We start from the raw sequence: 14,278 nt of genomic DNA, 5'->3' as shown, positions 1-14,278 counted from the left end.
TTCAGAAGTTCACGTCGTAGGCGTCGGCCCCGTCGGCGGCTCCGGTGGTCCCGGGTGCGGATCCGGCCCCGGCCTCCCTGCCCGCGTCCGTGCCCCGCCCGGTGGCCGCGCCCCGCCCGGTGCCGGTGCCGGGCCGCCGGGCGGCCCGGGGGCGCCGGGACCACGGGAGGTCGCGGGCCCCCGGGGAGGGCGTCCGTCCGCCCCGTACCACGAGTTCGTGCTCGCCCAGGCCGATCGGCTCCCCGCCCCGCACCGGCACCTGGCCGCCGCCCCGGGGCCGCAGCAGCAGTTCGCCGGAGCCGGTGCGGCGCAGCACGTGGGCGGTGGCGGCGGCGGTGCCGCGGACGCCGCGGAGCGTCGGCGGTCCCCCGTACGGCTCGTCGACGGTGAAGGCGAAGGTCCCGCCCTCGCTCTGCCCCCTGCGGATGACCAGGTCGTACAGGGACCGGCCGTCGTCGCGCAGTTCCAGCGTGACCCCGGTGAGGTCGCGGCGGCGGCGCCGGGCGGCGAGCCGGATGCCGGTGAGGGCGGCGAGGACGAGGAGGGCGACGGCGCCGCCGGTGACGACCTTCCACCAGCGGTCCCACCAGGTGGGCGGCGCAGTCACGAGGACGTCCAGGAAGGCGGTGTCGAGGACGGTGTCGCCGTCGCCGGTGTCCACGACCGCGATCCGGCCGCCCAGTTCGCCGAGGGCCGTGCCCGCGGCGAGGGTCACCGTGAAGGGGATGCGGGTGGTCTTGCCCGCGGACGCGGTCACCGGGGTCGGGGCGACGGTGAGCTCGGCGCCGGGCGCCCGGTCCTGGAGGGCGAGCCGCAGGGTGTGCGGCGCGGAGTCGTTGTTGGTGACGTCGAGGGTGCCCCGGACGGTGCCGCCCGGGTGCACGGTGGCGCGGTCGACGACGAGGCCCGCGGTCAGCACCGGCACGTCCGGGCCGCGCTGGGCGTGCACCGGGCGCCGGTCGGAGGTGATGCCGGGCGCCGCCATGCGCGTGACGAGCTCCAGGTCGCCGGTGGCCCCGGCGGGCAGGGTGAACGTGCCGGTGAACCGGACGTCCCCGGCCTTCGCGTCGGGGGCCCGGCCGTCGTCGGCGAGCCGGAAGGCGAAGGGCGCGAAGCCCGCCCCGGCCACCTCGGCCGAGGCCGTGAGACCGGCCAGCTGCGCGGGGTCCGTGATGACGACCCCGCGCCGGGTCTGCATCCGCACCTGCACGGTGACCTTCTCCCCCGCGCGCGGGGACGCCGGGTCGAGGGTGACGTCGGAGCGGAGGCGGCCCTGCCAGATGGCCCGGACGGCGACCTCCCGGTCGCCGTGGCCCTCGGGCGCCTCGATGTGCACGCGCCAGCGGCCGGGCAGCGGGTCCTTCACGCGCAGCGCCTCGACCGGTCCGTCCTGGCCGCTCACCTCGAAGGTCGAGCCGTCGAACCCGCCCCGCACGGGCACCTTGCGGCCCGCCGGGTCGTAGTACGTGACCCGCACCTTCGGGTCGTGCTTGGCGACCGTGAGGGAGCCGTCGGTGGCGATCGGCGGGATGGTCACGGTCAGGTCGGCGGGCGGCTTCCCGACGGTGCCCGGGGCGATCCGGGCGCAGCGGGCGGCGGCGAAGGTCTCCTGGAGCGCCTTGTCGATCTCGGCGGAGGTGCCGACGACGCGCATGCGGGGGACGGAGCCGGGGACGTCGGAGCAGGCGCCCCGGTAGCCGCCCTCGGCCATCGCGGTCAGCGCGGAGCGGTCGATCTCGCCGCCGAAGCCGAGCGGCCAGATCTGGACGCCGGCCGCCCGGGCGCGGGCGAGCTCCTCGGTGAGCCGCCGCGCCCCGTTGGACTGGCGGGTGTCCCGGTCGGCGCCGTACTCGGGGCTGTCGACGACGTCCAGCCTGCCGTCGGTGAGCAGGAAGACGACCTTCGGCGCGGCCGGGGCCTTCGCGGTGGCGGGCCGGGCCTCCGTGAGGCGGGTGACGGCCTGCCGGATCGCGGCCGGGAAGTCGGTGCCCGGGCCCGTGCGGGCGGCGTCGCGGTGGCCCAGCCGCTGGACGCACGCGCTGAGGCGCTCGCGGCCCGCCGCGTCGGCGACGGTGAGCGGGCAGACCTCGTTCACGGGCGACTGGCCGGGCTTCTCGGAGCTGCCGAAGCCGATGACGGCGGCGCGGGAGCGGTCCGATATCTCGCCCTGGCTGAGCAGCGCGGCCGCCTCCGTCTCGCGCGCCAGGTCCTTCTCGGCCAGGCTCGCCGACTGGTCGACGACGACGGCGAAGTCGAGCGGGTCGGGGCCCTCGGCGGGGTCGGCGGCGGTACGGGCGGGGCCGGGCGCCCCGGCGGCGGTGTCGGCGGCGGCCGTGGCGGGGGGCGCCGTGAGCGGGCCGGGGAGCGCGAGGAGCGCTCCGGCGAGGAGCAGGGCGCTCCCCTTGCTGGTCCAGTGCATCGTCTCTCTCACCACAGTTCGCTGAAGAGGGCCAGGAGGGCGCCGAGCGCGAGCGCGGACACGCCCAGGCGCAGCCACCGGTACTTCGCCGCGAGCACGAGTCCGTGCACCCCGGCCTGTTCGAGGAGCCAGTCGGTGGCGTCCGCGCCGGACGCGCCGAGCTGTTCCCGCAGCACGGTCGCGGACGGGCCGGCCGTCAGCCCGCGCAGGAACGTGCGGTCCGCGCCGATCCGGGTGCGCGGCAGGACTACCGAGACGAGCATCAGGACACCGGCCGTCCACAGCGCGCCCGCCGCGAGGAGGAGCGCGAGTCCGGTGCCGGCCGTGGGCAGCGGGGCGCGGTCCCCGGAGAACACGACCGCCAGGAAGGCGAGGGCGCCGGAGAGCAGGATGGCGGCCTTGGTGTCGGCCCGGCCGATGTCCTCCCGCACGGTGGCGAGGAGCCGCTCGGCCATGAACCGCATCTCTCCGGCCGGCACGGGGACGGGGATCCGGTCGGGGGCGGGGACGGGGGCGGGCACGGGGATCCGGTCGGGGGCGGGCGCGGAGGCCCGGCCGGGCCCTGGGGCGGAGACGCGGTCCGGTCCGGGGGCCGGGACGTGGTCGGGGGGCCGGTTCGGGGTGCTCATTCGTCGTCCCAGTCGTCGAACTCGGAGCTGGGCCGGGCGGGCCCGGCGTCCCGGCGCGGCCGGTCGCGGCCCTCGCGGTCGTACGGGTCGTCCCGGTCGTACCGGTCGTTCCGCTCGTAGGAGTCCGGCTCGTACCGGTCGCGGCCGTCGTCGAACCCGTCGTCGTGACGGCCCCGCGACCGCCCCCGTCCCCTCTCGCGCTCCCGTTCCCGTGCGCGCTCCCGCTCCCGTTCCCGCTCGGAGCCCGACTCGACGCGGGTCGGCTCGTAGACCCGGGCGTCGCGCGGGGCCTCCCCGTGCTCCTCGTCCCGGCGGCCGCGCGGGGCGTCCCGGTGGTCCTCGTCCCAGTCCGGGTCGCTCGGCTCGGGGACGGCCTCCTCCAGGGCGCGCCGGCGCCGCGAGGTGTCGCCCGAGGGGTTGAGGACCCGGTCGGTGATGCCGCCGAGGACGCTGCCGGTCTGGGACCGCAGGTACATCAGCACCTGGTACATCTGCTCGCCGATGTCGTGCCGTTCCAGGACGCCGGTGTCCAGGAGCCGGCTGAAGACCCTCAGGTAGTCCTCCTGGCCCTCGCGCCGCTCCCGCTGGAGCTGGGTGCGTATCTCCCACTGCTTGTCGGGGTGCATCGCCATGTGGTGCGCGATCTGGGCGAGGTCCCCGCGCCGGAAGAGGGCCTCCATCTCGCGGGCGCGCTCGGCGACCCGGGCGCGGTCCGCCTCCTCCCTGCGCCGCTCGGCCTCGGCGGCGCGCGCGTCGGCCTCCATCGTGACGTCGATCCGGTCGCGTCGGGAGACCTCGGCCTTGACGGAGGCGTCGAGGTCGATGAAGACGAGGACCCGGGTCCGCAGCCCGATGTCCCGGCCGAAGTCGAGGCGCCCGGCGGCGAGTTCCTCGCGCACGGCCTCGTCGGCGCGCTGCGCCTCGGTGATCCGGAAGCGCCGGGAGAGCCTGCGCAGGCCGTCGAGGAGTTCGTCGTGGAGCAGCTCGGCGACGTCCTCGACCTGTTCCTGGACGACGAGGTGCGGGTCGGTCACCACCCACTGGACCTTGGCGACGGCGTCGAAGAAGACGCCGTCCCCGGCGGCCGGCAGCTGGAGCCGGAACTCGGTGGTGTTGCGGCCGAGCCGTACCTCGAAGACGGTGTACGGGGAGCCGAACACGGGCTTGTTGACGTCCTCGACGCGGTCCGGCCAGACCACCCGGTGGCCGCCGTTGCGGTAGAGGAGGACGGCGGCGACCCGGCCGCTCCGGCGGCGGTACGGGGGCGCGTACTCGCCGATGAGGGGACCTCGGTGCCGTTCGGCGGCCGGGGCCCCGCCGGTGGCCGCCGGGCGCTGCCGCCCGCGCGCCCGGTCCGCCTCCTCGTCCGGCGCGCGGTCGGGGTCGAGGTCCGGGTCCTCGTCCGCGTCGCGGACGCCGGGGCGCTGCCCGCCGTTCTGTCCCGCGTACCGCTGCCGCTCGCGGCCGTCCTGCCCGTCGTCCCGCTGCCGCTCGCGGCCGTCCCGGCCCTCGTACCGCTGCCGCTCCCGCCGGTCCTGCCCGTCGTGCCGCTGCCGCTCCCGGCCGTCCCGGCCCCCGTACCGCTGCCGCTCGTCGTCCCGGTCGTCCCGGTCGTCCCGCCGCGCCCGCTCGTCCGGCCGCGCGTTCCTGTTCTGCTCGGGCCCGGTCATCGGTTCGCTCCTTCCGTCACGGCGTCCCACATCCGGCGCGCCGCGCTCCTGTCCAGGGGCCGGTCGCGGTCCCGGACCAGTTCGTTCAGCAGTCCCCTGAGCCGGTCCCGGTCGCGGCGCTCCACCGCGAGGCGCGGCAGGAAGGCGCAGACGTGTCCGAGCGCCCCGGGGTCCTTCGCGGCGCGCCGGAGCATGCCGCCGAGGGCTTCGAGGGCGGCCTCGCCGGAGCGGGCCGTGGCGAGCGTGTGCCGCAGCAGCCGCGCGAGTTCGGGTGCGAGGGCGGGCCGGGTAGCGAGCAGCGCGACGAGCAGGGGGCGGGCCGCGTGCTCGTCGAGTTCGGGCACCTCGCGCAGCCCCCACAGGTGGGTGGTCCGGGTGCCGAGGGCGCTGATGACGGCGAGGTGGACCAGGTTGGCGAGGTTGATCCGGCCGTCCTCGAGCCACTGGTGGAGCCGTCGGACGACGGGTTCCGGTTCTCCGGAGGCGAGCAGCCGGGTCACGCTGAAGGAGGCGGGCACGAGCACGTCGCCGTCGGCGGGCTCGCACGTCCTGACGACCCGGGCGAGGGCGTCGAGCGAGCCGGACACGTCCCCGGCGGCCAGGACGAAGCCGTGGGCGAGCAGGGCGGTCCCGACGAGCGCGGAGTCGTCGGAGACGGCCCAGTCCTTGAGCACGGAGGCGACGGCCGGCCTGATCCGGGGATCGCGGGCGGACTCGGCGAGCGCGGTGGCGGCCGCCAGCCGGGTGACGGGCGCGTCCGTCACCGCGAGGGGCACGATCAGCTCCCGGAAGCCGTGGATCCAGTCCCAGGAGCAGAGCACGCCCGCGGCGACCGAGGCCCGCACCCACACCTCCGCGCGCGGGTCGTCGCAGAGGGCGCGCAGCCAGCGGGCCACCGGCCCGCGGACGTTGTGGTAGCCGTGCCAGATCTCGCCGAGGACGGCGGCGGCGAGGGCCTCGCCCCGGAAGCGCACGGCCCGCACCGGCACCTTCGCCGGACCGAGGTCCAGTTCGCCGTCCTCCAGGACGGCGCGCGCCCGCGTCGGGCGGTGCTCGGCGTGGGTGCCGAACAGGCGGCGTCCCGGGGCCTGTTCGGGGTCGAGCGTGACGGCGAGTTCCCAGGCGAGGAGCTCGGCGGCCTCGGCGGCGAGGCTGTAGGCGGACCCGTCGAAGACGGCGACGGCGATCCGGAACGCTCCGGCGTTCAGGGCGGGGAGCGCCTCGGGGAGCACGCCGGGACGATCGGCTCCCGCGAACCACTCACGGGCCTGGGCCGCCACGAATCCGGCGCAGTCGGACAGGAGCCGTCCGTCCGTCACCTCTCCGCGCCAGTGCCGGGCGAGGTGGTCGGCGAGCCGGGCGGCCTCGCGGGGCCGCAGCTCCTCCAGGCCGAGGGCCCGGACGACGTCGGGGCGCGCGGCGAGCGCCCGCGCGGCGCCGAGGGCTTCGGCGGGCTCCCCGCGCAGCCGTTCCCGCAGGTGCCTCCGGAGCACCTCGTCGGCGGGCGGCGGCGCGCAGTACATCCCGTACCGTCCGCGCAGCAGCCGGTCGGCGGGCTCGCCGCTCTCGACGAGGACGATCCCGTACGCGTCACGGCTGTGCAGCAGTTCCCCGAAGCGGTCGAGGTGCAGTTCGGAGAGGCGGGTGGCGGGGCGCCGCGCGCCACCGGCGCCCGGTCCGGAGCGGGTCCGCGACTCGCCCTCGGTCCTGACGTCCTCCGTGAGCAGCTCCATGAGGTGGCCGCCGCCCTCCTGGAGGGCCTCGTCCGTGATCTCGTCGACGCCGTGGCGGGGGTCGAGGCGGAAGACCCTGCCGCCGGTGACCTCGTCGAGGAGGGCGAGCGCGGTGGCCTTGCGCCCGCTGCCGGGCTCTCCGCACAGGACGAGGACCCGGCTGTCGCGGAGCCGCTCCTTCATCCGCTGGTAGCCGGCGATCTCGCAGTACACCTGGGCGAGGTGGGCGAGCGTCTCGGGCGGGACGGGCCCCCGGACGAAGCGCGAGGAGTCGCCGAAGCCGTGCACGGAGAAGAACTGGTTGCCCTCGAAGAAGGCGCCGTCGCCCTGGACGTGGGTGTGGCGGTCGCCCGCGGTGCTCGCCCAGGTGCGCAGCGCGCGGCGCGCCGTGGCGGCGCCTCCGGTGTCGCCGCCGGCGAGCGGCCCCCGGTCGGCGGCCGCGAAGACGTTCGCCTCGCGCGGCTGTTCACCGGCGCCGTCGCCCCGCTCGCCGTCCCGGTCACCCCGGTCGCCCCGGTCACCGCGGTCATTCCGGTCCCCGCGGCCGCCGCGGCCGCCCTGACCGCCTCGATCCCCCCGGTCGCCGCGGTCGCCGCGGTCGCCGCGGTCGCCGCGGTCGTGCGCGTCCTCCCGGCCTCCCCGGCCGCCGCCGTCGCTCCGGTCGTCCCGGGCGTGGCCGGAGTCCGGGGCGTCGGTCCCCGTCCCCGCCTCGTCCTGGTCGCTCACTCCGGCTCACCCGCCCCCGCCGGAGTGTCCTTGCGGATGCCCGTGAAGTCGCCGTGGAACGTGTTCCCGTGGACGTCGAGCACGTCTCCCCCGATGTGGTACGTGCGGTTCCCGTCCCCGGTCCGGGGCGTTGGGCCGTCCCCCCGCGACGGCCCAACGCCGGTCCGTGAACCCCGCTCCCCCTCGGCGGCCGACGGTTCCCCCTCGGCTCCGGTCAGGGGCGGGGCGCTCCTGCGCGGCACGTGGAACCACGCGGTCTCGTCGGTCTCCTTGGACCGGACGCGAACCGGCCGGTAGTGGGCCGGTTCGACGTACCGCCCGCCCTCGGCGACCACGTTCCCGTACAGCCAGTCGGAGACGACGACCAGGAGGTCGACCTCCTGGCTCTCCGTCATGATCCGCTTCGCGGGGGCGCTGTCGCAGAGCCGGGCGGCGAGGTCCACCGCCCGCCCGACGAGCCCGTGCCCGTCTTGGGCGACGAGCCCCGCGTTCATGCCGATCCGCAGCCGAAGGCGCCGGTCCCGGCCCGTGTTGTGGGCGCGCAGGCTCTCGTAGAGGGTGTCGATCCAGCGTCCGACCATGAGCGTCGGCGGCACGTCGGGGCGCAGGGCGGCGAGGATGCCGTCCCCCCGGTCCTCCTGGTGGAAGGTGCCCGGCTCGACGCCGACGGAGCCGTACGCCTCGTCGAAGGCGGTGTACATCGCGGCCCGGTGCAGCTCCTTCTCGGCCATGCCCAGGGTTCCGGAACCGCAGATGTCGCCGAAGACGACGAACCGGTGGATCCCGCCCGCTGCCCCGTTCGCTTCCGCACTGCTCACTCTCGGACTCCCTGTGTGTGGTGCCGTGGTGGCGCGTGTGTCGCACGTCCAGACTGGCCGCCCGCCGCGGCCGGCGATGTAGCCGTTTACACACCCGGCGGAGATTCGTCCGCCGGGTTCCCGCCGGGGCGTGCGCGCCCCTGGGCGAGCAGCACCAGGACCGGCATGTCGAGGACGACGACGGTGCGGTTCGCGGTGCGGACGACGTCCTGCTCCCGGAGCAGGCGCAGCGCCTTGGCCACCGCCTCCCGGGTGGCTCCGATGGCCGCCGCCAGGTCGTGCTGGGGCAGCGGGAGTTCGAGCACGGTCCCGCCGTCGGCCCGCCGCCCGGCGCGCTCGGCCAGTTCGACGAGCCGGGCGGCGAGGCGCTGGAGGACCGTCTCGGAGGCGAGCGCGCGGCGCTCGACGTCGGCGCTGCGCAGCCGGGTGGCGAGCTGGCGCATGATCAGCGCGGTCGCGTGCGGCCGGGCGGCGAGGAAGCGCCGGAACCGGTCGCCGGAGACGGCCACCGCCTCGACCCTGCCGAGGGCGGTGACGCTGGCGCTGCGCGGGCCCCGGTCGACGGCGGCGAGGTCGCCGACGACCTCTCCGGCGCCGCGCAGGGCGAGGATGAGCCGCGATCCGCGCTCGGTGCCGACGGAGACGACGGACCAGCCGGAGAGGAGCGCCAGGACGTAGGCGCTGGTGTCGCGTTCGCGGATCATCACCTCCCCGGGTTCGTAGACGCGCCGGACGCCCTCGGCGAGCAGCGACCGCCGGTCGGCCGCGGGAAGGGCGTGGAGGAAGGAGCGGTCCTGGCCGAAGAGACTCATCACCGCTCACCCCCGTACCGTCCGCGGGCCCTCCGGGGAAGACCGTCCGTCGGTGGCCGACCGGCGCTTTCGCGCGTGTGTTCCCACCTCATGTCGCTTGCTCAGTAACACTATTGACGTTCCGTCACGTCATGGGGTGAAGAACGCTAGAGGGTGCGGAAGAAACGCGTCAACGAGCACGGGGGGCGCAGGGGAGCGCCGGTGCCGGCTCCTCTGCGCCCCCCGTGGGAGCGCCCCGGGGCGTGTGCGCGAAGCCTCCGTGAAGCCTTCGCGCACACGCCCCGGAATCCACGCTTCGCGGCCGTCCCGTCAGAGTCTCGGGTCGACCGGCTCCGACTCCAGGGCCAGGACCGCGAAGACCGCCTCGTGGACCCGCCAGAGCGGTTCGCCCCCGGCGAGCCGGTCGAGGGCCTCCAGGCCGAGCGCGTACTCGCGCAGCGCGAGCGACCGCTTGTGGCCCAGGAAGCGCTGCCGCAGCCGCTCCAGGTTCTCCGGCCGGGTGTACTCGGGGCCGTAGACGATCCGCAGGTACTCCCGGCCGCGCACCTTCACGCCCGGCTGCCCGAGTCGGCCCTTCGCGTCGCGGACGAGCGCCGCCAGCGGCTTGACGACCATGCCCTCGCCGCCCGCCCCGGTCAGCTCCAGCCACCAGTCGGTGCCCGCGCGGACCGAGGCCTCGTCGCCGGTGTCGACGACGAGCCGGCGGGTGACCTGGAGCAGCCCGGTCGGATCGTGCTCCACGAGCCGGTCGAGCCGGGCCAGCTGCTCGTCGTGCGGCACCGCCGCGAGCGAGCGCCCGCGCGTCGCGAGCAGCTGGAAGGGCGCGAACCGCACGCCCTCCAGGCCCTCGGTCGGCCAGCAGTACCTGCGGTACGCCTCGGTGAAGGCCGCCGCGTCCACGGCCCGCTCCCGCTGCCGGGCGAGCAGCCCGTCGATCCCCTCGACCCCGCGTCCCACCGCCCGCTCCAGGGCGTCGATCGCCCCGGGGAGGACGGCGCCGGAAGCGGCGCCGACCGCGGCGTACTGCGCGCGGAGCAGCCCGGCGGACTTGAGCGACCACGGCATCAGCTCGCCGTCGAGCAGCAGCCAGTCGCCCGCCCCGGGGACGCTGTCGGCCGCGGCGAGCTCCTCCCAGAGGCCCGCCGCGCCGATCGCCGTCCGCAGCCGGCCGAGGACCTCCTCGGTGACGTCGGAATCGTCGAAGAAGGGCCGCCCGGTACGGGTGTACAGGGCGCCCGTCACCCCGGTGACACCGAAGTGCTCGCGGGCCGCCTCCTCGTCGCGGCAGACCAGGGCCACGGCCCGGGAGCCCATGTGCTTCTCCTCGCACACGACCCGCTCGACGCCGTCGGCCCGGTACTGGGCGAAGGCCTCGGCCGGGTGCTCCAGGTAGCCCTCCTCCTTCGAGGTGGCGGTGGGCGCCATCGTCGGCGGCAGGTAGGCGAGCAGGCGCGGGTCGACCGCGAACCGGCTCATGACCTCCAGCGCCGCCGCGGCGTTCTCCTCGCGCACCGCGACGTTCCCGAGGTGACGGGTCTCCACGGTCCGCCGCCCGTGCACGTCGCCCAGGTCCAGGGGGCGCCCCTGGTGTCCGCCGGGCGCCTCGGTGGCGAGCGGCCGGGCCGGCTCGTACCAGACCCGCTCGGCCGGTACGTCGACGAGCTCGCGCTCGGGCCAGCGCAGCGCGGTCATCCGCCCGCCGAAGACGGCCCCGGTGTCGAGGCAGATGGTGTTGTTGATCCAGGAGGTGTCGGGCACGGGGGTGTGCCCGTACACGACCGTGGCCCGGCCCCGGTACTCCTCCGCCCACGGGTAGCGCACCGGCAGCCCGAACTCGTCGGTCTCGCCCGTGGTGTCCCCGTACAGCGCGTGCGAGCGCACCCGCCCGGAGGTCCGACCGTGGTACTTCTCCGGCAGACCGGCGTGGCAGACGACGAGGTTCCCGCCGTCGAGGACGTAGTGGCTCACGAGGCCGTCGACGAACGCCGCCACCTCCGTGCGGAACTCCTCGCTCTCGCGCCCCAACTGCTCGATGGTCTCGGCCAGTCCGTGCGTCTCCTGCACCTTCCGGCCCTTGAGCCACCGGCCCAGCTTGTTCTCGTGGTTGCCGGGGACGCACAGCGCGTCGCCCGCGGCGACCATCGCCATGACCCGGCGCAGGACGCCCGGCGAGTCCGGGCCCCGGTCGACGAGGTCGCCGACGAAGACGGCCGTCCGCCCCTCGGGGTGGTGCCCGTCGACGTATCCGAGCTTCGCGAGCAGGGCCTCCAGTTCGGAGCGGCAGCCGTGGACGTCACCGATGACGTCGAACGGTCCGGTGAGGTGCCGCAGGTCGTTGAAGCGGCGCTCCAGGACGACCTCGGCCTCCTCGACCTCCTCCACGGAGCGCAGCACGTGCACCTTGCGGAAGCCCTCGCGCTCCAGGCCGCGCAGCGAACGGCGCAGCTCCCGCCGGTGGCGCTGGATGACGTGCGCCGGCATGTCCGCCCGGTCGGGCCGGGCGGCGTTCCGGCTGCGGCACACCTCCTCGGGCAGGTCGAGGACGATCGCGATCGGCAGCACGTCGTGCTCCCTGGCCAGCCGGACGAGCTGACGCCGGGCCTCCTGCTGCACGTTGGTGGCGTCGACGACGGTCAGCCGCCCCGCCGCCAGGCGCTTGCCCGCGATGTAGTGGAGGACGTCGAAGGCGTCCCTGCTCGCGGACTGGTCGTTCTCGTCGTCGGCGACGAGCCCGCGGCAGAAGTCGGAGGAGACGATCTCGGTCGGCCTGAAGTGGCGCCGGGCGAAGGTGGACTTGCCGGAACCGGTGGCACCGACGAGCACCACGAGGGACAGATCGGTGACGGGCAGGGTGCGGGTCATCCCGGGACCCCCTTCGAGGTCTCGTCGGTACGGCTGTCGTCGCCGCTCTCGGTACGGGCTTCGGTGCGGGCTTCGGTGCGGCTGAAGACGGCCATCTGGGTCGGCGGCCCGACCTCCGGGTCGTCCGGTCCCACGGGGAGGAACTCGACCCCGTAGCCGTACCGCCCCGCGACGTCGGCGGCCCAGGCGCGGAACTCCTCGCGGGTCCACTCGAACCGGTGGTCGCCGTGCCGGACGTGCCCGGCCGGAAGCGACTCCCAGCGCACGTTGTACTCGACGTTCGGCGTGGTCACGACGGCCGTACGGGGCCGGGCCGAGCCGAACACCGCGTACTCCAGGGCCGGTAGCCTCGGCAGGTCCAGGTGCTCGATCACCTCGCTGAGCACGGCCGCGTCATAGCCCGCCAGCCGCTTGTCGGTGTACGCGAGGGAGCCCTGCGTCAGCTTCACGCGGGCGGCCTGCCGCTCCCCCATCCGGTCGAGCCGGAGCCGGCGCGCGGCGACGCCCAGGGCCCGCGCGGACACGTCCACACCGACGACCTCGGTGAAGCGCGGGTCCTTGAGCAGGGCCTGCACCAACTGTCCCTGCCCACAGCCGAGGTCGAGCACGCGCGTCGCGCCGGCGCCCTTCAGGACGGCGAGGATCGCCTCCCGCCGCTGCTCGGCGAGCGGCACCGGGCGCTCCTCCGTGTCGGTGGTCTCGTCGACGGCGTTGTCGACGTCCTCGACGTCCAGGCCCTCGGCCTCGGCGAGCCGCACCAGTTCGAGCCGCTCCGTCGCCTCGCGGGCCAGGCCCCAGCGGCGCGCGAGGTAGCGGGCGGTGATCAGCTTCCGCTCGGGGTGGCCGGCCAGCCAGCCGTCACCGGCGCGCAGCAGCTTGTCGACCTCGTCGGGCGCGACCCAGTAGTGCTTGGCGTCGTCGAGGACCGGCAGCAGGACGTACAGCTGGTTGAGGGCGTCCGCGAGCCGCAGCTCGCCCTCCAGGACAAGCCGCACGTACCGCGAGTCGCCCCACTCGGGGAACTCCCCGTCCAGGGCCACCGGTTCGGCGTCCACCGTGTCCCAGCCCAACGGCCCGAACAGCGCCCGCACCAGCTCCGCGCCGCCCCGGGCGGGGAGCGCGGGGACCTCGACGCGCAGCGGCAGCGGCGCGGCTGCCCGCTCGGGCATCGCCCTGCACTCGCCGTGCAGCGCGGTCTTGAAGACCTTGGCGAGCGCGACGGCCAGCAGCGACGACGCCGCGTAGGGGCGGTCGTTGACGTACTGCGCGAGCGCCGAGTCCGGGGCGCCGCCCCGTCCCTTGCCCTTGCCGCGGCGCACCAGCGCCACGGGGTCCACCTCCAGGAGGAGTGCCGCCGTGCACCGCTCGGCACTCGCCTCGGGGTAGAGGACGTGCGCCGTGCCGTGCGAGGTCGAGAACGTCTGCGCCCGCTCGGGATGCTTGTGCAGCAGAAAACCGAGATCGGTCGCGGGACGCTCCTGGTTGCCGTAGGTACTGATCGTCAGGAACACACGCTCGAGTATGGGCGCCTCCCGCCCCGCCGACCAGGCATTTTCCGACCGCCCCCACATGGCGGAGCCCGTCCGCGCACCCCACTCCGGGCAGCCCCGCCGGGCGCTCCGGACGCCCCGGGCGGGGCGCCCGGAGCGGCGGCGCGCCGTGCCGGGCTCCGGGGCGCGGCTCAGCCCGTGTCGGCGTCGCCCTCCGCCGACAGGGCCTCGGCGAGCGCGGCGATCGCCTTCGGGCCGACGCGGCAGCAGCCGCCGACGAGGCGGGCTCCCGCCCCGGCCCAGGCGGCGGCCCGGACCGGGTCGAAGGCCGTGTCCCCGCGCCAGCCCCGCGCCCGGGCGTCCCACCGCTCCCCGCTGTTCGGATAGACGACGGCCGGCTTCCCGGTCACGGCCACGGCGAGCTCCACGGCGCCCTCCGCCTCCGCCGGGTCGCAGCAGTTCACCCCGACCGCCACGACCTGCTCGTTCCCCGCGGCGACCGCGAAGGCCTCCGCCAGGTCCTGCCCGGCCCGGGTCCGCCCGCCCGCGACCGTGTACGACAGCCAGACCGGCACCCCGCACCCCTCGGCCGCCCGCAGCAGCGCCTCGGCCTCCTCCGCGTCCGGCACCGTCTCCAGGGACAGGACGTCCGGCGCCGCCCCGGCGAGCACCTCGATGCGCGGCCGGTGGAACCCCTCCAGCTCCCCCACGGACAACCCGTACCGTCCCCGGTACTCGCTGCCGTCCGCCCGCATCGCCCCGTACGGCCCGACGGACGCGGCGACCCACACCTCCTCCCCGCCCGCCTCCGCCGCCCTCCGGGCGAGCTCCACGCTCCGGCCGAGCAGCCGCACCGCCTCCTCCCGGCCCGTGCCCCGCCGGGCGAAGCCCTCGAACGTGGCCTGGTAGCTGGAGGTGATCAGCACCCGTGCCCCGGCCCGCACGTACGCCGTGTGGGCCGCTTCGATCTGCTCGGGCCCGTCGGCGAGGAGCCGCGCGGACCAGAGCGCGTCCGAGAGGTCGCAGCCCTGCGCCTCCAGTTGGTTGGACAGCCCGCCGTCGAGGACGAGGGGCCCCGTCCCGAGGGCTTCGGCGAGCGTACGGACCGGTCTCATCGGC

Annotated in this window: 9 protein-coding genes; all 9 read right to left on the bottom strand. The window is 76.0% G+C overall.

The window, feature by feature from the left end; translation table 11 throughout:
* Position 1 precedes the first annotated feature (1 nt).
* The 9 genes from ACZ66Z_RS23815 to mmuM all read right to left on the bottom strand — a co-directional run bounded on the left by ACZ66Z_RS23815 (position 2) and on the right by mmuM (position 14,274).
* Positions 2-2,419 (bottom strand): VWA domain-containing protein, encoded by a 2,418-nt coding sequence (locus ACZ66Z_RS23815; RefSeq protein ID WP_469937064.1) that lies wholly within the window; start codon positions 2,417-2,419, stop codon positions 2-4.
* Positions 2,420-2,427: 8 nt separating this feature from the next.
* Positions 2,428-3,048, bottom strand: coding sequence for a Pycsar system effector family protein (locus ACZ66Z_RS23810; protein ID WP_469937062.1), 621 nt, complete (start codon positions 3,046-3,048; stop codon positions 2,428-2,430).
* Positions 3,045-4,718 carry a hypothetical protein gene (locus tag ACZ66Z_RS23805; RefSeq protein ID WP_469937060.1) on the bottom strand — a complete coding sequence of 558 codons (1,674 nt, stop codon included), beginning with the start codon at positions 4,716-4,718 and terminating at the stop codon, positions 3,045-3,047. The genes ACZ66Z_RS23810 and ACZ66Z_RS23805 overlap by 4 nt, the downstream gene beginning before the upstream one ends.
* On the bottom strand, positions 4,715-7,177 hold the full coding sequence (locus ACZ66Z_RS23800) for a hypothetical protein (protein WP_469937058.1): 2,463 nt from the start codon (positions 7,175-7,177) through the stop codon (positions 4,715-4,717). The genes ACZ66Z_RS23805 and ACZ66Z_RS23800 overlap by 4 nt, the downstream gene beginning before the upstream one ends.
* Positions 7,174-7,995: a nucleotidyl cyclase domain-containing protein gene (locus tag ACZ66Z_RS23795; RefSeq protein ID WP_469937056.1), complete on the bottom strand. Its 822-nt coding sequence runs from the start codon at positions 7,993-7,995 to the stop codon at positions 7,174-7,176. The genes ACZ66Z_RS23800 and ACZ66Z_RS23795 overlap by 4 nt, the downstream gene beginning before the upstream one ends.
* Before the next feature lie 86 nt (positions 7,996-8,081).
* Complete coding sequence (locus tag ACZ66Z_RS23790; RefSeq protein ID WP_469937054.1) at positions 8,082-8,807, bottom strand: Crp/Fnr family transcriptional regulator; 726 nt, start codon at positions 8,805-8,807, stop codon at positions 8,082-8,084.
* Positions 8,808-9,116: 309 nt separating this feature from the next.
* Positions 9,117-11,669 (bottom strand): polynucleotide kinase-phosphatase, encoded by a 2,553-nt coding sequence (locus ACZ66Z_RS23785; RefSeq protein WP_469937053.1) that lies wholly within the window; start codon positions 11,667-11,669, stop codon positions 9,117-9,119.
* Positions 11,666-13,180: a 3' terminal RNA ribose 2'-O-methyltransferase Hen1 gene (locus ACZ66Z_RS23780; protein ID WP_469937052.1), complete on the bottom strand. Its 1,515-nt coding sequence runs from the start codon at positions 13,178-13,180 to the stop codon at positions 11,666-11,668. The genes ACZ66Z_RS23785 and ACZ66Z_RS23780 overlap by 4 nt, the downstream gene beginning before the upstream one ends.
* 170 nt (positions 13,181-13,350) lie before the next feature.
* Positions 13,351-14,274 carry a homocysteine S-methyltransferase gene (gene mmuM, locus ACZ66Z_RS23775; RefSeq protein WP_469937051.1) on the bottom strand — a complete coding sequence of 308 codons (924 nt, stop codon included), beginning with the start codon at positions 14,272-14,274 and terminating at the stop codon, positions 13,351-13,353.
* Positions 14,275-14,278 lie beyond the last annotated feature (4 nt).

This window comes from Streptomyces sp. NPDC107498, from assembly GCF_055582805.1.
This window is presented reverse-complemented; position numbering and strand designations above follow the sequence as displayed.